Raw genomic sequence first — 19,372 nt, 5'->3', positions numbered from 1 at the left:
ACCCGGAACAATGGACTCCAGTCGTCCCCATATCTCATCGGTCAGCAACATTCGACTCATCTTGATCGCTTACGCAAAAGATGAGATGTAAACACATTTCTTCAAATGTGAACAGAGCCTAGTCTCCCTGTGCGCGTTTCCGGGCAGCGATAAGCCCGCTTTATTCCCAACGATCGCAAAGCGTCACGACCGGAGTACTTATGACCACCGTAGCAACGACCTCGGGATCCACCGTCGATCCGAACAGCGCCGTCCAGCAGGCCGCGCAATCGATCGTCAGCGGTTCCACGAAATCGACGATGGACGTGAACTCGCTCGTCACCGCGATCGTCAATGCGAAGGTTGCCGGCCAGACCGACACCCTCAACACCAAGACCAGCAACGACAACACGCAGCTGACCGCGATCGGTACGCTCAAGTCCGTAATGTCGCTGCTGCAAAGCTCGCTCACCAATCTGTCGAACGGCACAACGCTGGCCAGCTTCAAGGCGAGCGCCGACGGCACGGGCTTGACGGCGACCGCCGGCACGGGCGCGGTGGCGGGCAGCTATTCCGTCAGCGTGAGCAACATCGCGGCGGCGCAGTCCATTACGTCGGGCGCGTTCACCTCGACGCAGCAACTCGGCTCCGGCTCGATGACGCTGAGCATGAACGGCAAGTCGAGCACGATCAAGATCGACAGCAGCAACAACACGCTGTCGGGCATCGCCTCGGCGATCAATTCGGCATCGGACAATCCGGGCGTGTCGGCAACGGTGATCAACGGCACGGACGGCGCGCACCTCGTGCTGCGTTCGACCGCGACGGGTCAGGCGAGCGCGATCAACATCTCGACCACGCTCGACAGCGGGTCGAGCTCGTCGGATCTGAGCAAGCTGAACGTCACCAGCATCAACTCGACATCGACGACCGATTCGAACGGCAACACCACGACCACGGCGGCCTCGACCTCGCTCGATACGGCGAGCCAGGCGAACTGGACGCAGAACACGGGCGGCCAGGACGCGAAGCTGACGGTTGCGGGCACCTCGATCACGAGTCCGACCAACACGATCAGCAACGCGGTGTCGGGCGTCACGATGACGCTCACGCAGGCATCGGTCGCCTCGTCGCCGCAGACGCTGACGATCGCGCAGGACACGGACGGCCAGAAGACGTCCATCGAAGCGTTCGTGACGGCGTACAACAATTACATCAGCACGGTGGCATCGCTGACATCGTACGATTCGACGGCCAGCTCGCAAGGCGCGCTGCTTGGCGACTCGATGATGAACAACATCAAGAACACGATCGCCAGCACGATCAGCAAGGCGATCGGCACGGGTTCGAGCGCGGTCAATCTGGCGTCGATCGGTATCGCGCTGCAACCGGACGGCTCGCTCAAGACCGACGAGACCGCGCTGACGACGGCGCTCACCAACAACCCGACCAAGGTCGCCTCGCTGTTCAATTCCAACGACGGCGTCGCGGCGCAGCTGAACAACAGCCTGACGTCGTTCCTCGGCACGGGCGGCATCATCGACACGCGCACGACCGCGCTGAACGCCGATCTGACGAGCATCCAGAATCAGCAGACGCAACTGGCGTCGTACACGCAGCAATTGACGACCACGTACAACGCGCAGTTCACGGCGCTGAATACGCTGATGTCGCAGATGTCGACGCAGGGCAGCTACCTGACGGCGCTGTTCGGCGGCACCAGCAGCGCGGGCGCGCTGGCGACCAACAAGTAACGAGCGAATGAGGCACGACATGGATCAACACGACATCGTTCAACACGCCTGGGCACTGACCGAGGCGATCGAAGCCGCTGCGACGGCGGGCAACTGGACGCGCGCGGCGGAACTGACGCAGACGCGTTCGCCGATGCTGATGTCGCTGCACGCGGAGCAATCGGCGGAGTCGCTTGCGATCATCCGCCGCATTCAGGCGAGCATCGAAGCGATGATGGGCCGCGCGCAAAGTGCGCAGATGATGCTGTCGACGGCGTATCGCAAGTCGATGAATCAGGCGCAGGCGGCGGGCCGGTATCAGAAGGCCGCGTGGCTCTAAAGTTTTGCTTCGGCGTGCCGTTATATAGATAAGAACAACGAGAACGACGCGGAAGGTTTCGACCGGAAGCGATGTTGTGCTCTTGATGCCCGCCGCGTGCGGGCATTTTCTATTTCTTGGGGTTTGCGTATGCGGCGTGCGCAGTCTGATCGAGTGCGCCCGACCAGACCACGCACGCTCCGCCCGTCACCGCCCCAACGTCAACACCAGATAAAGCGCATAAAGCGCCCCATTCACCAGCAACGCCCACAGCACGACCCCGTTCGCCCGCGCATTGAACCGCAGCCACGCCGCAGCCGCCAGCGTGATCAACACGCCCGTCAGCACTTCGATCCGCGGCTCCCAAGGCGTCAACATGATGCCGATCGCCGGCAGCAACGTCCCCTGAAACACCATTGCGCCAGTGATATTGCCGAACGCCAGCGTATCCTTGTCGCGTCGCGCCCACATGATGCTGTTCACCTTCTCCGGCAATTCCGTCGCGATCGGAATGATGATCAGCGACAGCAGCAGCGGCGACACGCCGAGCACATGCGACACGCCTTCGACGCCGTGAATAAAGCCCTTCGCGCCGCCGACCAGCAGCACGATGCCGATCAGAAACTGCAGCATGATCGTGCCGAGCGAGGTCTTCAGTCCGACACGCGATACGAACAGCGCTTCCGGCGCTTCGGTGCCGTGTCCGCTTTCGACCAGATTCGCCGATGCCCTGAACGTCGACACGACATAGAACACATACACGCCGACCAGACCGACCGCGAACAGCGCGCGCACCGCCCACACGTGATGCGGCACGAACATCGCCGCGCACGCGATCATGAATGCGAACAGGAAGAAGTTGAGATCGCGCGTGAAGCCGGTGCGCTCGGGCATTACATGTCCACGCGGGCCGCGCGACTTGATGATGGCAAGCGTCATCAAAAACGTGGAGAGCGTGGCGAGCATCAGCGGTGCGCCTAGAATCGCGCCGACGCCGATTTCTTCGTTCACCGCCTGACTTGCCGTACCGCCTAACAGCGCAATGATCGGCACCGTCGTTTCGGGCAGCGCCGTGCCGACCGCCGCGAACAGCGAACCGGTCACGCCTTCGGAAATGCCGAGCCGTTCGCCGAGATGTTCGAGCGCGTTGGTGAAGAGTTCGGACGCGATCAGAATGACCGCGAGCATCAGCGCGAGTTCGAGGAAGAGCATCGTCATGCGACACCTCGCATCGGACAATGCGGCGAGCGCGTCACGCTTGCGGACGCGAAAAAGCTATTTTTTTGTTGTGGGGACACGATGATTCCACGGCCGGACGTCAGCGAACCACGATGCACCACGCGACGTCCGGCCACGAACGACGAAGTGCATCGATGGTCTCGCCAAACCGGACTGGTCGAACGCGCCACGGCAGCAAAGCCGAGGATGTTGACGCGTTCTCCTTCCATTGCGGAAGGAAGGCTACTCCCCAAAGACGGCGCAAGTTTAGCTTGGCGCGGACGCTTCGGCAAGCCGACAAATGTCGCGGCGCATATGCGTATGCCGATCGGATCGTTGTCTTAGGATAGTCATTTCGCTAATCTGACCGCGCAACGGCGCGATGCCCGCTCTCGCGTACACTCATCGCGCACGCCGTCATACGAACGCAACAATAACGAAACCTTGTGTGACCAGCCGGTCACGGGAGATCTCATGCGTCTGAAACTTCTCGCCGCCACGCTCGCCCTCACGTCGATGCTGCCGACGCTCGCGCTCGCCAAGCCGCTCACCGTCTGCACGGAATCGAGCCCGGATGGCTTCGATGTCGTGCAATTCAATTCGCTGGTGACAACCAACGCATCGGCCGATGTCATTTTCAACACGCTCGTGTCATATGACGAGGCGCAGAAAAAACTCGCGCCCGCGCTGGCCGACAAATGGGACGTGAGCAGCGACGGCCTGAGCTATACGTTCCATCTGCGTCCGAACGTGCAGTTTCAGACCACCGATTACTTCAAGCCGACGCGTCCGTTCAATGCCGACGACGTCGTCTTCACCTTCTCGCGCATGCTCGACGACAGCAATCCGTGGCACAAGGTCGCGGGCGCGAGCGGCTTTCCGCATGCGCAGTCGATGGGCCTCGTGAAGCTCATCAAGTCCGTCACCAAGGTCGACGATCGCACCGTCAAATTCGAACTCAACGAGCCGAACGCCACCTTCGTGCCGATTCTGACGATGGGCTTCGCGTCGATCTATTCCGCCGAATACGCGGACAAGCTGCTTAAAGCCAATCAACAAGTCGACCTCAATGCCAAGCCGATCGGCACCGGCCCGTTCCAGTTGAAGAGCTACACGAAGGACGCGGTGATCCGCTATGACGTGAATCCGAGCTACTGGGGACCGAAGCCGAAGGTCGATCGCCTGATCTACGCGATCACGCCCGACGCCACCGTGCGCGCGCAAAAGATCAAGGCGGGCGAATGCCAGATCGCGCTGTCGCCGAAGCCGCAAGACGTGATCGACGCGAAGAAGGACAAGTCGCTCAAGGTCAGCGAAACGCCCGCGTTCATGACGGCGTTCGTCGCGCTGAATACGCAGAAGAAGCCGCTCGATAATCCGAAGGTGCGTCAGGCGCTGAACGAGGCATTCGATCGCACGACGTACATGAAGACCGTGTTCGACAACACGGCGACGCAAGCCGTCAATCCGTATCCGCCGAATACGTGGAGTTACGACAAAAACATCGCCGCGTACAAGTATTCGCCGGATGCCGCAAAGAAGCTGCTCGCCGATGCGGGCTTCCCGAACGGCTTCGAAACGACCATCTGGGTGCGTCCGAACGGCAGCGTGTTGAATCCGAATCCGAAAGCGGGCGCGGAATTGCTGCAAGCCGACTTGGCGAAGATCGGCGTGAAGGCGCAAGTGAAAGTGATCGAATGGGGCGAGTTGATCAAGGAAGCCAAGCAAGGCCAGCACGACATGCTGTTTATGGGCTGGGCCGGCGACAACGGCGATCCGGACAATTATCTGTCGCCGCTGTTCAGCTGCAATGCGGTGAAGTCGGGCATCAACTTCGCGCGATACTGCGATCCGCAACTGGACAAGGCTATCGCCGACGGTAAAACCACTGCCGATGTCGCGAAGCGCACGAAGTCATACACCGAAGCGCAGAAGATCATCCACGATCAGGCACTATGGATTCCGCTCGTGTATCCGACGGCGTATGCCATCACGCGCACGAATGTCAGCGGTTATACCGTGAGTCAGTTCGGGCGCGTGAATTTCGGCGCGGTGTCGGTGCAGTAAGTGTGTTCAGGCCGGCGTGAAGCGGATCACGCCGTCATCGCCGGTCTGACGTTTGAGCGTGCCGTCGAGCCACAGCAAGTTCAGATGCGCGAGCGCTTCGCCGAGCGCGAAGGTCATCTGGTGAATATCGAGCTTGCGCTTGAACATGATCGGCACGATATCGGCGGCGCTGCACGGCTTCGCGGCGCACGCCTCGCGCACTTCCGCCAGCCGCGCGCGATGATGATCGCACAATTGCCCGATACGCGTACTCACGCCCCTGAACGGCTTGCCGTGCGATGGCAGCGCAAGCGTGACTTCGGGCATCGCTTCATATCGGCCGAGTGATTCCAGGTACAACGCCAGCGGATTGCCTTCCGGCTCCATGCCGAACACCGACACGTTGGTCGAGATGCGCGGCAACACCATGTCGCCTGAAATCAGCAGCTTATCTTTCGCGCTGTAGAGCGCGCTGTGTTCGGGCGAATGGCCGAAGCCCGCGATCACCTCCCACGCGCGCCCGCCGATTTCGATGACGTCGCCATCGCGAATGCGCCGATATTCCGGCGGAATCGACGGCACGAGCGTCGGGTAGTAGCTCTTGCGATTGCGCAATTCATCGAGCGATTGCTCGTCGGCGAGACCGTGCGTTGCGAAATGCTGCGCCGCGCGCTCGCCGCCCGCGTTTGAACCGTCGCCCGCGGCCATCACGCGGCCGTTCATATACTCGCCGAGCGATATCCACAGGCGCACGTTCCAGCGCGCCTTGTCGCCGCCCTTGCAGATCCAGTCCGCCAGGCCCAAATGATCGGGATGGCAATGCGTGACGATCACGCGCAGGACGGGCAAGCCATCGAGCTCGCTGTCGAACACGCGTTCCCAGTTCGCGCGGATCGCATCGTTCGAAATGCCGCAATCGACGACGGTCCAGCCTTGCACGCCGTCGATTTCATCGCGCAGCAGCCACAGATTGATGTGATCGAGCGCGAACGGCAGCGGCATGCGCACCCACATGACGCCCGGCGCGACTTCCTTGACGGTGCCCGCGTCGGGCAGAGCGTCGGCGAAAACATAATCGAGCTGATGTTCGAGTGCGTTCATGCGTGCGATGCCTCCCGATAGGCGCTGCGTTACAATCTGGCCAAGTTGACGATTACGTTAACCTCCATTCTATCGTTGCATGGACTTTCGCGCCGACGCCAGCGATGACTCAAACCACTCAGACGAATTTCACCATCACCGAACTCGCGCGCGAATTCGATGTCACGCCGCGCGCCATTCGCTTTTACGAAGATCAGGGCCTGCTCGCGCCCGCGCGCGAAGGCTCGAACGGCTTGCGTCGCGTGTATTCGGCGCGCGATCGCACGCGTCTGAAGCTGACGCTGCGCGGCAAGCGGCTCGGCTTCACGCTGTCGGAAATTCGCGCGCTGCTCGATCTCTACGATTCGCCGATCGGCACGACGACGCAATTGAAGGCGTTCGTCGAAACGATCGCCGCGCATCGCGACGTGCTGGAACGTCAGCGCGAAGACCTCGACACGACGCTCGCCGAACTCGCCGCGTATGAAGAACAGGCGCGCGCGCTGCTCGCGAGCGGCGCGGAAAAACGCGCGCGCAAGATCAAGGCGGCATGAATCGCGCGCAAAGTTCCTGCGCCGCGTAGTGAAGAAGACGAGTCGTCGCGCGAACCGTGATATACCGTCGGCCCGCACGATTTTTTACAAGATTCACGGCACGTTCCGGCGGAGCGCTTCCCGCCCGACGATGCATCAACACAGGCCGCACACGGCCAGACGATCATGACCGATATCAACGACAACAATCCCCTCGCCCATCTTTTCGCGAACAACGAGCAATGGGTCGCGCACAAGCTCGATGAAGACGGCGATTTCTTTAAGCGCCTCGCGCATCAGCAAACGCCGGAGTATCTGTGGATCGGTTGCGCGGACTCGCGCGTGCCGGCGAACGAGATCATCGGCTTGCCGCCGGGCGAAGTGTTCGTGCATCGGAATATCGCCAATGTCGTGGTGCACTCGGACCTCAACTGTCTGTCCGTCATTCAGTTCGCCGTCGATCTGCTGAAGGTGAAGCACATCATGGTCGTCGGGCATTACGGCTGTTCGGGCGTGGGCGCGGCGCTGGTCGGGCGGCGCGTCGGTCTCGCCGATAACTGGCTGCGTCACGTCGAGGATGTGCGCGAAAAGCACGGCGCGCTGCTCGACGAATGGCCGGTGGGCGAGGCGCGGCATCGCCGGCTGGTCGAACTGAACACGATCGAGCAGACCATCAACGTATGCCGCACGACCGTCGTCGGCGATGCATGGGCCCGCGGTCAGGACCTCACCGTGCACGGCTGGACGTACGGCGTGCACGACGGCCGTTTGCGCAACATGGGCATGATGATCGGCTCGCAGGACGAGATCGAGCCGAAGTATCGCGCGTGCGTGACGTCGCTGAGCCGTGGCGCAGCGCACGCGGCGGAAAACGACGTGCTCGCCTCCGATGCGGCGCGTCTCGGCGATGTGCCCAACGTCATTCAAAGCGTCATCAAGGAGATGAAACATGAGTGATTTTCAACGCAACAGCGAGAACGATCCGGTCGTCATCGTATCGGCGGCGCGTACGCCGATGGCCGCATTCCAGGGAAATTTCGCCGCGCTGACCGCACCGCAACTCGGCGCGGCGGCGATCAGGGCCGCGGTCGAGCGCGCGGGCCTCAAGCCCGAACAGGTCGACGAAGCGATCATGGGCTGCGTGCTGCCTGCCGGACAAGGACAGGCGCCCGCGCGTCAGGCGGCGCTCGGCGCGGGATTGCCGCTGTCGTTCGGCAGCACGACGATCAACAAGATGTGCGGTTCCGGCATGCGCGCCGCGATGTTCGCGCACGACATGCTGCTCGCCGGCTCGGTCGACGTGATCGTCGCGGGCGGCATGGAGAGCATGACGAACGCGCCGTATCTGCTGCCGAAGGCGCGCGGCGGCATGCGCATGGGCCACGGGCAGGTGCTCGATCACATGTTCCTCGACGGCCTCGAGGATGCGTACGACAAGGGCCGTCTGATGGGCACGTTCGCGGAACAATGCGCGTCGTCGTATGAGTTTTCGCGCGAATCGCAGGATGCGTTCGCGGTCGAATCGCTGCGGCGCGCGCAACGCGCGAACGAGGACGGATCGTTCAAGTGGGAATTCGCGCCCGTGACGGTTCAGGGCCGCAAGGGCGATGTGGTCGTCGGGCGCGACGAGCAGCCGTTCAAGGCGAACATCGAGAAGATTCCGTCGCTCAAGCCCGCGTTCGCGAAAGACGGCACGGTGACGGCGGCGAATTCGTCATCGATATCGGATGGCGCGGCCGCGCTGACGATGATGCGCGAATCCACCGCGCGACGCCTCGGCTTGACGCCGATTGCGCGTATCGTCGGGCACAGCACGTTCGCCCAGCAGCCCGCGCTGTTCACGACGGCGCCCGTTGGCGCGATCCGCAAGCTCTTCGAGAAGAACGGCTGGCGCGCCGGCGATGTCGATCTGTACGAGATCAACGAAGCCTTCGCCGTCGTCACGATGGCCGCGATGCGCGAGCACGATCTGCCGCACGACAAGGTGAACGTCAACGGCGGCGCGTGCGCGTTGGGGCATCCGATCGGCGCGTCGGGCGCGCGGATTCTGGTGACCTTGCTCGGTGCGTTGAAGGCGCGCGGATTGAAGCGTGGTGTGGCGAGTTTGTGTATCGGCGGCGGAGAAGCGACCGCGATGGGCGTTGAGATGGTGTAAGCGATGGTCGGCTCGGGGACGAGGATCGCCGGGCCGACCGCACGATGTCAGACAAACGGGTTGAGCGTTTTGACGCCGGTCTTTTCGAAGTCTTTCACATTACGCGTCACCACGGTCAGGCCGTGATGAATCGCCGTCGCGGCAATCAACATATCCAACGCGGGTTCGGGATGCGGCACCCGAAGACGCCCCCATAAATCGCTTATTTCCTTGTCGACTTTCAGAATAAGCTGCGCGTAGTCACGCACGATTGCGCTCAGCCAGCGTTCGAGCACGACAGCCTGCTTTTCGTCGCCCTTATAACGCGCCAGGTTGACGCCACGCCGAACCTCCGCGATGGCGACCACGGAGAGATGAATCTTGTGGTTCTGCTCGTCGGCCTGACAGAAAAAATCGCGCACGCCCTTGTTCGCCCGCTCGTCTTTCCGACGTTCGCTGATGACATTCGTATCCGCGAGATACATACCTGCTCCGGTTCGATCAAACGCGCGCGAAGTCTTCATCGTCGCCGACGTTCGGCATACGCATCAGGTGTTCGATGAAACTACGATTCTCGGTTTTCTCCAGAGCATGTTGCAGGATTTGCCGGTGATACTCCTCCGGGCTGAGCAAGAACAGGCCAGCCACCTCATTCAGACGCTCGATCAAACTCTCGTCCACGTCACGCAATATCAAATCCGCCATTGCACCACTCCTTTTGCTGTGTTTCGGATGACCACACTCTATCGCATTCCGAAACGTTTTCCAGTCATCCGAACGGTATAGGCAAAATCTGAGACGAAGTGGAAAGCGAGCCGGCCCGCGTGTCACTCGAACGGATTAAACGTCTTAGCCCCGGTCTCGGCAAAGTCCCTCACATTGCGCGTGACGACCGTCATGCCGTAATAAATCGCCGTCGCTGCAATCAGCTTGTCGAGCGCCGGCTCGGGCTGCGGCACGCGCAGACGCGCCCACAGTTCACTGATTTCCTTGTTGACGATCAGAATCCTCGCGGCGTATTCGAGCAAGATGCCATCGACCCAGGTTTCGATGGTTTTTGCCTGCCGCTGGTCACCTTTGTGTCGAAGCCATAAGACACCCTGCCGAAGTTCTGCGACGGTGACGACGGAGAGATGAACGGACCGAGCGTCGAGTTGCGCCCGACGAAAGAACTCGCGAATGCCATCGTTCGCACGGTCCTCTCGCCGGGTATCGCTGATGACGTTGGTGTCAGCCAGATACATCCGAATCTCTCCTCTCGGGATGGCGAGCGAAGATCGCGTCGTCGCAATCGATCTTCGGAAAAGTCATCAGATAATCTTCGAAGCTCATCTTCGGCTTCGGCTTATCGATCCCCAACAACACCTCGACCATTTCCTCGACACGCCGCCGTTCGGCGCCCCGCGCCCGCAGTTCCTCGAGCCAAACCGGATCGATGGTATCCGGCAACGGATTCTCAGTGATCTTGTACTTATCCATACTCACTCCCAAACCGTGCAAACAGGGAGACTTTACTCGGATTCGTTCAGCATACCTAGTTATCCGAATGGCCTAGTCAACGCGCATCACTTTCACGCCAACGACATCGCCACCGCGCGCTTGAACGGCGCGATGCGCTCGCCCATCCGCAACAGCGCGTCGCGTGCGAAGCTCGCCGGAAACGCATCGCGCGTATAAACATCCGTCACGAATCGCGTGATCAGATAAAGCGGCCGTGTCGCCAGCCGATGCCCACGTTCGTAGCGCCGCAGCAGCGCGTCGCCGGCGATATCGCTTTGCGCCGCCCGCGCCTCGCGGATCAGCGTCGACAGCGACGCGACGCTCGTCAGCCCGAAGTTGAACCCATGCGCGGTCACCGGATGCATGCCCACGGCGGCATCGCCGATGGTCGCAAAGCGCTGCGCCACGAAGCGCTTCGGATAAACCGACACCAGCGGATACACATGACGCGTCGATCGCAACGACATCGCGCCGAGGCGATGCTCGAAACGCCACTCGATCTCGCGATTGAACGCGTCGCGATCGGACTGCGCGAGACGCTCGATCGACGGCGACGGCAAGGCCACCACCACCGACGACCGATGCGCGCCGGTCTCCGGATCCGCGTTCATCGGCAGCAGCGCGAGCGTCTGGCCGTGGCCGAACCACTCCCACGCCGCCTGGCGATGCGGTTCGTCGTGCGTCATGCAGCACACCAGAATCGACTTGCCGACACAAACCCGCCGGCCCCGCGCCGACGATCACCACATCGCAATGCATCATCCTTCCGATCCGCCTTGTTCGAAAGCGCAACACCATACTGCAAGGCGCGCGAAATGAACCGCGACCGCGCGTCGCGTATAGTCGACGCTATATCCATTCATCGGGAGCGCTGCTCATGAAAACGGTATTGATCGTCGGCGCATCGCGCGGCATCGGCCACGAATTCGCGCGCGCCTATTGCCGCGACGGCTGGCGCGTGCTCGCCACCGCGCGCGACAAAACATCGCTGTCCGCGCTGGACGCGATGGGCGCGCAAACCTTCTCCGTCGATGTCACGCAAGCCGAGCAGATCGCCTCGCTCGCGTGGCAGCTCGACGAGGAAAAGCTCGACGTGGCGATTCTCGTGTCGGGCGTGTACGGTCCGCGCACCGAAAGCGTCGAAACCGTCAGCCGCGAAGATTTCGATCAGGTGATGCACACCAACGTGCTCGGCCCGATGCAACTGCTGCCCGTGCTGCTCCCGCTCACCGATGCCGCGCGCGGCGTGCTCGCGGTCGTGTCGAGCAAGATGGGCAGCATCGCGGAGGCGAGCGGCACGACGGGCTGGCTGTATCGGACGAGCAAGGCGGCGGTGAATTGCGCGGTGAAAATCGCGTCGCTGGAATCGCGCCATTCGGCGTGTATCGCGCTGCATCCGGGCTGGGTGCGCACCGACATGGGCGGATCGTCCGCGGCCATCGACGTGACGCATAGCGTGTCGGGCATGCGCGGCGTGATCGCCGAAGCCGGCGCGATGCGCGAGGAATTCAACGGCAGCTTCGTGCAGTACGACGGCACGAAGCTAGAATGGTAAGTCATACAAAATAATTAGGAATCGACGTGAAGTATCAGGCTTATGGCGTATCGCCTTCCGGCAACTGCTACAAGGTCCGGCTCGTGCTGGAACAGTTGAATCTGCCGTATGTGTGGCACGAAGTCGACATGATGAACGGCGCGACGCGCACCGACGCGTTTCGCAAGCTCAATCCGAACGGCAAGGTGCCGGTGCTGGTGATCGACGACAACACGGTTCTGTCCGAATCGGACGCGATCGTCTGCTATCTCGCGGACGGCTCGCCGCTCTTGCCCGACAATCGCCTCGAACGCGCGCAAGTGCTGCAATGAATGTTCTTCGAGCAATACAGCCACGAGCCGTACGTGGCGCGCGCGCGCTTCATCCGGCAATTTCTGAAGCAACATGACGACCCGCGTCTGCCCGAAAAAATCGCCGGTTCGTATCGCGCGCTCGACGTGATGGAACAGCATCTGGCCACGCGCACGTTCTTCGTCGGCGAGCGCTATACGGTCGCGGATATCGCGCTTTACGCCTACACGCATGTCGCCGACGAAGGCGGGCTCGATCTGTCGAACTATCCGCATATTCGGGCGTGGCTCGATCGCGTGCGCGCGCAGCCGCGTCACGTCGAGATGCCGGGCGTCGACGCATGAAGCCGGTGGACTGCCCTTGCGGCGGCGCATCGCCGGTGAAGCGCGCGAACGCGAAGCCGCCGCGCTACGACGCCTGTTGCGGACGATTCATCGAAGGTAGCGCGTTTGCATCGAACGCGATGGAACTGATGCGCTCGCGCTACACCGCTTACGTGCTCGGCGACATCGCGTATCTTCGCGCGACGTGGGACGCGGCCACCTGCCCGCCCGATCTCGACGTATCCGATCCGGGCACGCGCTGGCTCGGGCTGGAGATCAAACGTCACACCGTCGTCGATGCCGATCGCGAGGAAGTGGAGTTCGTGGCGCGCTACAAGGTCGACGGGCGCGCGCATCGACTGCACGAAGCCAGCCGCTTCAAACGCGATAGCACCGCGCATTGGATTTATATCGACGGCGATATCAAAAATAAGTAAATAATTTTTTTAAATAGAAAAGCGGCTGATGCAAGTATTAATTCCCTGAATTTCTTCTTTCAGATTAACTAATTAGGGAATTACTCTGATTGTGCACTGCAATTTTGGACAGTTAATCTGTGCGTCATGCCAAAGCGCTGTCAGGTCCGCGCCCGGGTATCGCAGCGAAATCCCGTTTTGAAGCCAATTGTCTTGCCTTTTCAAGGCATGACTCCCCCAAGCCGTGTCCGATACTGCTCATCGGCAGCAGCGAGATCGGTTTGTGACTTCAAATCAGACGTTTGGGTTACGCCGGATCAACACACGAATTTAGGCGCGGTTGGAGTTCACGGATGGCGATCAGAACCTGGTTGGTCGGATGCAGCATGGCGATCTATCTCGCTCGCGACGTCGTTGGTCACGTCCGTAGCGTGCGCCGAACCGATCGGCGGGGTGCGTCCTTCCGAAGGTCTGAAGGCGCCGGCATTCGGTCAGATCGGCAATGTACTCGACCAGAGCCTGCCGATCGTCGCCAATGGTCTGAACGAAAGCGTGATCGAAGTGCCCGAAGGCGATATCGCGCTCGAAACCACCGTCTTCAAACCGGACGGCGCGGGCCCGTTCCCGATGATCGTCTTCAATCACGGCAAGCTTCCGGGCAACGCGCATTCTCAGCCGCGCAATCGTCCGGTGGCGCTGGCGTGCGAGTTCGTGCGTCACGGTTATGTCGTCGTCGTGCCGAATCGCCGCGGCTTCGCGGGATCGGGTGGCCAGTACGCCGGCCACGGCTGCGATGTCGAAGCGAACGGCTTCGCGCAAGCGCAGGATGTCGCCGCGACCGTCTCGTACATGAGCGAGCAATCGTATGTCGACAAGACGCATATCGTCGTCGCGGGCACCTCGCACGGCGGGCTGACCACGATCGCCTACGGCGCGCGCGATGCCGTTTCCGCGCCGGGCGTGCGCGGTCTCATCAATTTCTCGGGCGGTCTGCGTCAGGACGAATGCGACGGCTGGCAGAAAAATCTCGTCAGCGCATACGGCGATTACGGCCAGAACACGCGTCTGCCGTCGCTGTGGTTGTACGGCGACAACGATTCGGTGTGGCAAGGCGATCTCGCCTCGCGCATGTACACGGCGTTCACGTCGCACGGCGCGCGCGCCAGCATGGTCGATTTCGGCGATTACAAGAACGACGCGCATCGGCTGGTCGGCGATCGCGATGGCGTGCAGGTCTGGTGGCCGCACGTCAAGGCGTTCCTCGCGCAGATCGGCATGCCGACCGCCGTACAATATCAGGTGTCGGAACCGGCGCTGCCGAAAGCCACGGATTTCGCGAGCCTCGATTCCGTGAAGTCGGTGCCTTTCATCGATGAAGGCGGCCGTGAAGGTTATCGAAACTTTCTGAGCCAGTATTCGAGCCGCGCCTTCGCCGTGTCGGATTCGGGCGCGTGGTCGTGGGCCGAAGGCGGCGACGATCCGATGTCGGTCGCCATCGCGAGTTGCCAGAAGCAGAGCAACGATCCGTGCCATTTGTACGCGGTGGACAATCGCGTCGTCTGGAACGATGGCGCGAGCGAAACGCAGCAGACCGCATCGCGCTGAATCTGAAACGCTTGCTTCCCAAAAATTTCGTACGCCGGCCTCGCGCCGGCGTTTTCGCTTCTTGGATCGATATCGCGCCGACTTGCGCGAAGTTAGCCGCGATAGCGTTTTTCCATGTGTCCGATGCACACGCCCACCAGCCGCAAAACCCCGCCGAAACGCGAAGGCCGCGCCTCTTTTGGCGATAATTGACTCGCGCAGCATTCACCCGTAATTCTCCGACGACGCCGGCATTCAACGCCCGTCCGATATCCGGCCCGCTGTGCGCGCGGGCCTGGGAGCCGTTTTTGAACACTGAAGCCAATCAAGACTGGATCGCGCGTTCGCTCGCCGCCGTGTGGCATCCGTGCACCCAGATGAAACACCACGAGCGCATGCCGCTCGTGCCCATCGCGCGCGGCAAGGGCGCGTGGCTCTACGACCACGAAGGCAATCGCTATCTCGATTCGATCAGTTCGTGGTGGGTCAATCTGTTCGGCCACGCGAACGACGACATCAACCGCGCGCTGAAAGATCAGCTCGACACGCTCGAACACGCGATGCTCGCCGGCTGCACGCACGCGCCCGCGGTCGAACTCGCGGAACGGCTGCACGCGCTCACGCAGCGCACGCTCGGTCATGCGTTCTTCGCCTCCGATGGTGCGTCGGCGGTCGAGATCGCGCTGAAGATGAGCTTTCATTTCTGGCGCAACAACGGTCGCGCGGACAAGCGCGAATTCGCGTGCCTCGCGAACAGCTATCACGGCGAGACCATCGGCGCGCTCGGCGTGACCGACGTCGCCATTTTCAAGGACGCTTACGATCCGCTGATTCGCCACGCACATGTGGTCGCGTCGCCGGCGGCGGTCGGTGTCGATGAAGCGATTGCCGCGATGCGCGCGCTGTTCGAACATCGCGCGTCGCAATTGGCCGCCGTGATCGTCGAGCCGCTCGTGCAATGCGCGGCGGGCATGGCGATGTACGACGCGTCGTATCTCACGCGTCTGCGCGCGCTGTGCGACGAGTTCGGCGTGCATCTGATCGCCGATGAAATCGCCGTCGGCTGCGGCCGCACGGGGACGTTTTTCGCGTGCGAGCAGGCGGGCGTGTGGCCCGATTTCCTGTGTCTGTCGAAGGGCATCAGCGGCGGATACTTGCCGTTGTCGATCGTGCTCACGCGCGATTCGATCTACGCCGCCTTCTACGACGACGACGTGACGCGCGGCTTCCTGCACTCGCATTCGTACACGGGCAATCCGCTCGCGTGCCGCGCGGCGCTGGCCACGCTCGATCTGTTCGACAGCGCGAACGTGCTCGTTGAAAACCGCCGCAAATCGGCGCTGCTGCGCGAAGCCTTGCAGCCGCTCGCCAAGCATGCGCGCGTGAAAAACTTCCGCGAGCGCGGCACGATCTTCGCGTTCGACGTCGATATCGAAGACAAAACTTTCTCGCGCCGCTTTTTCGCCAACGCCTTGCAGCGCGAACTGCTGATGCGCCCGATCGGCAACACGGTCTACATGATGCCGCCGTACATCCTGAGCGACGACGAACTGCTGCTGCTCGCGCAACGCACGCGCGACACGCTCGACGCCACGCTTGCGGAGCGCATCGAATGAAGGATACGTCTCACGCACTCTACGACGCGCTGAACACGGGACTCGCCGATCTCGACGCGCGCGGCCTGCGTCGCCGGCGCAAGACGATCGACGGCGCGTGCTCCGCGCATCTGAGCGTGGATGGCCGAAAGATCGTCGGCTTCGCGAGCAACGATTATCTCGGCCTCGCCGCGCACGAAGGTATTCGCGCGGCGCTCGCGGAAGGCGCGGCGCTGTACGGCGCGGGCAGCGGCGGTTCGCATCTGCTCGGTGGACATTCGCGCGCGCATGCAAAGCTCGAAGACGAACTCGCGGCGTTCTCGGGCGGTTTCGTCGACGATCCGCGCGCGCTTTATTTCAGCACCGGCTACATGGCGAATCTCGCCGTGCTGACCGCGCTCGCCGGACGCGACACGCTCGTCTTTTCCGATGCGCTGAACCACGCGTCGCTGATCGACGGCGTGCGGCTTTCGCGCGCGCAGACACAGATCTATCCGCACGCCGACATGGCCGCGCTCGACGCGATGCTCGACGCCTCGCGCGACGATCCCGCGACCAAACTCATCGTCACCGATACGGTGTTCAGCATGGACGGCGATATCGCGCCGCTCGCGCGTCTCGTCGAACTCGCGGAGCGCTACGGCGCGTGGCTCGTCGTCGACGATGCGCACGGCTTCGGCGTGCTCGGCCCGCAAGGACACGGCGCGCTCGCGCACTACGCGCTGCGCTCGAAGCATCTGGTCTATGTCGGCACGTTCGGCAAGGCGGCGGGCGTATCGGGCGCGTTCGTCGCGGCGGACGCAACCGTCGTCGAATGGCTGATCCAGCGCGCGCGGCCGTATATCTTCACGACGGCATCGACGCCGGCGGTGGCGCATGCGCTGTCGGCGAGCGTGCGGATCATCGCGAGCGATGAAGGCGATGCGCGCCGCGCGCATCTCGCGTCGCTGATCGACACGACGCGCGCGATGCTCAAGCGCACGCGCTGGCTGCCCGTCGATTCGCACACCGCCGTGCAGCCGCTCGTGATCGGCGGCAACGACGAGACGCTGGCGATCGCCGCCGCGCTCGACGAGCACAGTCTCTGGGTTCCGGCGATTCGTCCTCCGACGGTGCCCGCGGGCACGTCGCGATTGCGCGTGTCGCTGTCCGCCGCGCACAGCGAGGACGATCTCGCGCGCCTCGATCACGCTCTGACTACGCTATGACCGCACTCTCGTTATTCGTCGCCGGAACCGATACGGAAATCGGCAAGACGCTCGTTTCTTCCGCGCTGCTGCACGGCTTCGCGCGCGCCGGTCTGCGCGCCGCCGCGATGAAGCCGATCGCCTCGGGCGCGATCGAGCGCGACGGCGTGCTGCACAACGAAGACGCCGATCAACTCGATGCCGCCGCCAACGTCGCGCTGCCGAACGAGATACGCACGCTGTTCATGATGCGCGAGCCGATCGCGCCGCATATCGCGGCATCGCGCGAAGGCCTGACGCTCGATATCGGGCGCATCGTGGAAGCGCATCGCATGGCGCAAGCGCAGGCGGATATCGTCGTCGTGGAAGGCGTCGGCGGTTTTCGCGTGCCGCTCGACGACGCGCACGACACCGCCGATCTCGCCGTCGCGCTCGGCTTGCCGGTGGTGCTGGTCGTCGGCATGCGGCTCGGCTGCATCAGCCATGCGTTGCTGACGGCGGAAGCCATCGCCACGCGCGGGTTGCGGCTCGCGGGGTGGGTGGCGAATCGCGTCGATCCGAGCATGCTGTATCCCGAAGAAAACATCGCCACGCTGACCGCGCGGCTGCCCGCGCCGCTACTCGGCGTGATTCCTCATCTCGCTCCCGCCGATGCCGCGCGCGCCGCCGATCATCTCGACACGCGCGCGCTGCTCGAGCGCATTCGCTAACCGCTTTCGTTTCATCAAAAGGATCACTTCATGACTCAGTCTCTTGCCACGCCCGATGCCGCCACCAAGCAACGCTGGCGCGTCGCCGATATCGTCGCGCTGTACGAGTTGCCGTTCAACGATTTGCTGTATCGCGCGCAGACGGTGCATCGCGAACATTTCGATCCGAACGCGGTGCAGTTGTCCACGTTGCTGTCGATCAAGACGGGCGGCTGCGAGGAGGATTGCGCGTATTGTCCGCAGTCGGTGCATCACGACACGGGCCTGCAAGCCGAAAAGCTGATGGAAGTCGACGCCGTGCTGAAGGCCGCGGAAGTCGCCAAGTCGAACGGCGCGACGCGTTTCTGCATGGGCGCGGCGTGGCGCAATCCGAAGGATCGTCATCTCGAGCCGATCAAGGACATGATTCGCGGTGTCAAGGCGATGGGCCTCGAAACCTGCGTGACGCTCGGCATGCTGGAGGCGCATCAGGCGCAAGGTTTGCGCGATGCGGGCCTCGATTACTACAACCACAATCTCGATACGTCACCGGAGTTTTACGGGCAGATCATTTCGACGCGGACGTATCAGCATCGGCTCGACACGCTCGAACATGTGCGCGATGCGGGCATCAATGTGTGCTGCGGCGGGATAGTCGGGATGGGCGAATCGCGGCGCGAGCGGGCGGGGTTGATCTCGCAACTGGCGAATATGGAGCCGTATCCGGAGTCGGTGCCGATCAACAATCTCGTGCAGGTTGCGGGCACGCCGTTGACCGGCACGGAGGCGCTGGATCCGTTCGAGTTCGTGCGGACGATTGCTGTTGCACGTATTACGATGCCTTCGGCTATGGTGCGGTTGTCTGCTGGGCGTGAGCAGATGGACGAGGCGCTGCAGGCGCTTTGTTTTGCTGCGGGCGCTAATTCGATCTTTTATGGGGATCAGTTGTTGACTACCAGTAATCCGCAGGCTGAAGCGGACAGGGCGTTGCTGGCGCGGTTGGGGATGCGTGCTTTTGATGCTGGCGCTACGGGTGAGGAAGCTGAGCACGCTTGTGGGCATGTGTAACCAAACAACATTCAGCATACCGATTGAAGCTCGTCACAATGGAGTATCCATGGCATCCATTGCACGGCCAGCAACTTCAAGTGGTTCGCCGTAAGTGGCGAGGAGCCACGGAAGTCATTCAT

Annotated in this window: 22 protein-coding genes and 1 riboswitch; of the genes, 15 read left to right on the top strand and 7 right to left on the bottom strand. The window is 62.2% G+C overall.

What is annotated here, in order from left to right:
* Positions 1-200: 200 nt before the first annotated feature.
* Together fliD and fliT are read left to right on the top strand one after the other, a co-directional pair.
* Positions 201-1,733, top strand: a complete 1,533-nt coding sequence (fliD, locus tag BVER_RS17070) for a flagellar filament capping protein FliD (RefSeq protein WP_050454333.1) — start codon at positions 201-203, stop codon at positions 1,731-1,733.
* A gap of 19 nt (positions 1,734-1,752) precedes the next feature.
* Positions 1,753-2,052: a flagellar protein FliT gene (gene fliT, locus BVER_RS17065; protein WP_050454332.1), complete on the top strand. Its 300-nt coding sequence runs from the start codon at positions 1,753-1,755 to the stop codon at positions 2,050-2,052.
* A gap of 186 nt (positions 2,053-2,238) precedes the next feature.
* Here the strand turns inward: fliT and BVER_RS17060 are convergent, their stop codons facing one another.
* Complete coding sequence (locus tag BVER_RS17060) at positions 2,239-3,249, bottom strand: sodium:calcium antiporter (RefSeq protein ID WP_050454331.1); 1,011 nt, start codon at positions 3,247-3,249, stop codon at positions 2,239-2,241.
* 95 nt (positions 3,250-3,344) lie between these two features.
* Positions 3,345-3,515: riboswitch (yybP-ykoY riboswitch) on the bottom strand.
* 208 nt (positions 3,516-3,723) lie between these two features.
* Between BVER_RS17060 and BVER_RS17055 the strand changes: the two genes are divergently transcribed.
* Positions 3,724-5,316, top strand: a complete 1,593-nt coding sequence (locus BVER_RS17055; RefSeq protein ID WP_050454330.1) for an ABC transporter substrate-binding protein — start codon at positions 3,724-3,726, stop codon at positions 5,314-5,316.
* Positions 5,317-5,322: 6 nt separating this feature from the next.
* Here BVER_RS17055 and BVER_RS17050 read toward each other — a convergent pair whose 3' ends face one another.
* Positions 5,323-6,396 (bottom strand): MBL fold metallo-hydrolase, encoded by a 1,074-nt coding sequence (locus BVER_RS17050; protein ID WP_050454329.1) that lies wholly within the window; start codon positions 6,394-6,396, stop codon positions 5,323-5,325.
* A 104-nt stretch (positions 6,397-6,500) separates the two neighbouring features.
* Here BVER_RS17050 and BVER_RS17045 point away from each other — a divergent pair, with 104 nt between their 5' ends.
* From BVER_RS17045 to BVER_RS17035, 3 genes are all read left to right on the top strand, one after another.
* Positions 6,501-6,929 (top strand): MerR family transcriptional regulator, encoded by a 429-nt coding sequence (locus tag BVER_RS17045; RefSeq protein WP_050454328.1) that lies wholly within the window; start codon positions 6,501-6,503, stop codon positions 6,927-6,929.
* A 165-nt stretch (positions 6,930-7,094) separates the two neighbouring features.
* Entirely contained in the window at positions 7,095-7,865 is a 771-nt protein-coding gene (gene can, locus BVER_RS17040) for a carbonate dehydratase (RefSeq protein WP_157056101.1), read from the top strand.
* Positions 7,858-9,063 carry an acetyl-CoA C-acetyltransferase gene (locus BVER_RS17035; RefSeq protein ID WP_050454326.1) on the top strand — a complete coding sequence of 402 codons (1,206 nt, stop codon included), beginning with the start codon at positions 7,858-7,860 and terminating at the stop codon, positions 9,061-9,063. The genes can and BVER_RS17035 overlap by 8 nt, the downstream gene beginning before the upstream one ends.
* Positions 9,064-9,110: 47 nt before the next feature.
* Here BVER_RS17035 and BVER_RS17030 read toward each other — a convergent pair whose 3' ends face one another.
* The 5 genes from BVER_RS17030 to BVER_RS17010 all read right to left on the bottom strand — a co-directional run bounded on the left by BVER_RS17030 (position 9,111) and on the right by BVER_RS17010 (position 11,228).
* On the bottom strand, positions 9,111-9,527 hold the full coding sequence (locus BVER_RS17030; RefSeq protein ID WP_050454325.1) for a type II toxin-antitoxin system VapC family toxin: 417 nt from the start codon (positions 9,525-9,527) through the stop codon (positions 9,111-9,113).
* A 16-nt stretch (positions 9,528-9,543) separates the two neighbouring features.
* Positions 9,544-9,747, bottom strand: coding sequence for a hypothetical protein (locus BVER_RS17025; RefSeq protein ID WP_050454324.1), 204 nt, complete (start codon positions 9,745-9,747; stop codon positions 9,544-9,546).
* A 122-nt stretch (positions 9,748-9,869) separates the two neighbouring features.
* Complete coding sequence (locus BVER_RS17020) at positions 9,870-10,286, bottom strand: type II toxin-antitoxin system VapC family toxin (protein WP_050454323.1); 417 nt, start codon at positions 10,284-10,286, stop codon at positions 9,870-9,872.
* Complete coding sequence (locus BVER_RS17015) at positions 10,273-10,521, bottom strand: hypothetical protein (protein WP_050454322.1); 249 nt, start codon at positions 10,519-10,521, stop codon at positions 10,273-10,275. The genes BVER_RS17020 and BVER_RS17015 overlap by 14 nt, the downstream gene beginning before the upstream one ends.
* Positions 10,522-10,613: 92 nt before the next feature.
* Positions 10,614-11,228 (bottom strand): hypothetical protein, encoded by a 615-nt coding sequence (locus tag BVER_RS17010; protein WP_232316599.1) that lies wholly within the window; start codon positions 11,226-11,228, stop codon positions 10,614-10,616.
* A 191-nt stretch (positions 11,229-11,419) separates the two neighbouring features.
* On the opposite strand from BVER_RS17010, the gene BVER_RS17005 reads away from it, so the two are divergent.
* From BVER_RS17005 to bioB, 9 genes are all read left to right on the top strand, one after another.
* Entirely contained in the window at positions 11,420-12,097 is a 678-nt protein-coding gene (locus BVER_RS17005) for an SDR family oxidoreductase (RefSeq protein ID WP_050454321.1), read from the top strand.
* A 26-nt stretch (positions 12,098-12,123) separates the two neighbouring features.
* Complete coding sequence (locus BVER_RS33990; RefSeq protein ID WP_232316598.1) at positions 12,124-12,408, top strand: glutathione S-transferase N-terminal domain-containing protein; 285 nt, start codon at positions 12,124-12,126, stop codon at positions 12,406-12,408.
* Entirely contained in the window at positions 12,409-12,732 is a 324-nt protein-coding gene (locus BVER_RS33985; protein WP_232316597.1) for a glutathione binding-like protein, read from the top strand. It abuts the gene before it with no gap.
* A complete protein-coding gene (locus BVER_RS16995; protein ID WP_050454320.1) occupies positions 12,729-13,148 on the top strand; it encodes a YchJ family protein in 420 nt (139 codons plus the stop codon). Before BVER_RS33985 ends, BVER_RS16995 begins: the two co-directional genes overlap by 4 nt.
* 393 nt (positions 13,149-13,541) lie before the next feature.
* The gene (locus tag BVER_RS16990; protein WP_232316596.1) at positions 13,542-14,732 is read left to right on the top strand and encodes a dienelactone hydrolase family protein; all 1,191 of its coding nucleotides are present in this window, start codon (positions 13,542-13,544) and stop codon (positions 14,730-14,732) included.
* 287 nt (positions 14,733-15,019) lie between these two features.
* Positions 15,020-16,327: an adenosylmethionine--8-amino-7-oxononanoate transaminase gene (locus BVER_RS16985; RefSeq protein WP_050454319.1), complete on the top strand. Its 1,308-nt coding sequence runs from the start codon at positions 15,020-15,022 to the stop codon at positions 16,325-16,327.
* A complete protein-coding gene (gene bioF, locus BVER_RS16980; protein ID WP_050454318.1) occupies positions 16,324-17,514 on the top strand; it encodes an 8-amino-7-oxononanoate synthase in 1,191 nt (396 codons plus the stop codon). The genes BVER_RS16985 and bioF overlap by 4 nt, the downstream gene beginning before the upstream one ends.
* Entirely contained in the window at positions 17,511-18,203 is a 693-nt protein-coding gene (bioD, locus tag BVER_RS16975; RefSeq protein WP_050454317.1) for a dethiobiotin synthase, read from the top strand. Before bioF ends, bioD begins: the two co-directional genes overlap by 4 nt.
* A gap of 30 nt (positions 18,204-18,233) precedes the next feature.
* Entirely contained in the window at positions 18,234-19,250 is a 1,017-nt protein-coding gene (gene bioB, locus BVER_RS16970; RefSeq protein WP_050454316.1) for a biotin synthase BioB, read from the top strand.
* Positions 19,251-19,372: the final 122 nt, after the last annotated feature.

This window comes from Candidatus Burkholderia verschuerenii, assembly GCF_001189365.1.
GTDB lineage: Bacteria > Pseudomonadota > Gammaproteobacteria > Burkholderiales > Burkholderiaceae > Caballeronia > Caballeronia verschuerenii.
This window is presented reverse-complemented; position numbering and strand designations above follow the sequence as displayed.

What these genes read in the sequence shown, in the direction of transcription:
- BVER_RS17010 (WP_232316599.1), bottom strand. Translation starts at nt 11,228, where the DNA reads ATGACGCACGACGAACCGCATCGCCAGGCGGCGTGGGAGTGGTTCGGC.
- BVER_RS17050 (WP_050454329.1), bottom strand. Translation starts at nt 6,396, where the DNA reads ATGAACGCACTCGAACATCAGCTCGATTATGTTTTCGCCGACGCTCTG.
- bioF (WP_050454318.1), top strand. Translation starts at nt 16,324, where the DNA reads ATGAAGGATACGTCTCACGCACTCTACGACGCGCTGAACACGGGACTC.
- can (WP_157056101.1), top strand. Translation starts at nt 7,095, where the DNA reads ATGACCGATATCAACGACAACAATCCCCTCGCCCATCTTTTCGCGAAC.
- BVER_RS33985 (WP_232316597.1), top strand. Translation starts at nt 12,409, where the DNA reads ATGTTCTTCGAGCAATACAGCCACGAGCCGTACGTGGCGCGCGCGCGC.
- bioB (WP_050454316.1), top strand. Translation starts at nt 18,234, where the DNA reads ATGACTCAGTCTCTTGCCACGCCCGATGCCGCCACCAAGCAACGCTGG.
- BVER_RS17035 (WP_050454326.1), top strand. Translation starts at nt 7,858, where the DNA reads ATGAGTGATTTTCAACGCAACAGCGAGAACGATCCGGTCGTCATCGTA.
- BVER_RS17005 (WP_050454321.1), top strand. Translation starts at nt 11,420, where the DNA reads ATGAAAACGGTATTGATCGTCGGCGCATCGCGCGGCATCGGCCACGAA.
- BVER_RS17020 (WP_050454323.1), bottom strand. Translation starts at nt 10,286, where the DNA reads ATGTATCTGGCTGACACCAACGTCATCAGCGATACCCGGCGAGAGGAC.
- BVER_RS17030 (WP_050454325.1), bottom strand. Translation starts at nt 9,527, where the DNA reads ATGTATCTCGCGGATACGAATGTCATCAGCGAACGTCGGAAAGACGAG.
- fliD (WP_050454333.1), top strand. Translation starts at nt 201, where the DNA reads ATGACCACCGTAGCAACGACCTCGGGATCCACCGTCGATCCGAACAGC.
- BVER_RS17015 (WP_050454322.1), bottom strand. Translation starts at nt 10,521, where the DNA reads ATGGATAAGTACAAGATCACTGAGAATCCGTTGCCGGATACCATCGAT.
- BVER_RS17055 (WP_050454330.1), top strand. Translation starts at nt 3,724, where the DNA reads ATGCGTCTGAAACTTCTCGCCGCCACGCTCGCCCTCACGTCGATGCTG.
- BVER_RS17045 (WP_050454328.1), top strand. Translation starts at nt 6,501, where the DNA reads ATGACTCAAACCACTCAGACGAATTTCACCATCACCGAACTCGCGCGC.
- BVER_RS17060 (WP_050454331.1), bottom strand. Translation starts at nt 3,249, where the DNA reads ATGACGATGCTCTTCCTCGAACTCGCGCTGATGCTCGCGGTCATTCTG.
- bioD (WP_050454317.1), top strand. Translation starts at nt 17,511, where the DNA reads ATGACCGCACTCTCGTTATTCGTCGCCGGAACCGATACGGAAATCGGC.
- fliT (WP_050454332.1), top strand. Translation starts at nt 1,753, where the DNA reads ATGGATCAACACGACATCGTTCAACACGCCTGGGCACTGACCGAGGCG.
- BVER_RS17025 (WP_050454324.1), bottom strand. Translation starts at nt 9,747, where the DNA reads ATGGCGGATTTGATATTGCGTGACGTGGACGAGAGTTTGATCGAGCGT.
- BVER_RS16995 (WP_050454320.1), top strand. Translation starts at nt 12,729, where the DNA reads ATGAAGCCGGTGGACTGCCCTTGCGGCGGCGCATCGCCGGTGAAGCGC.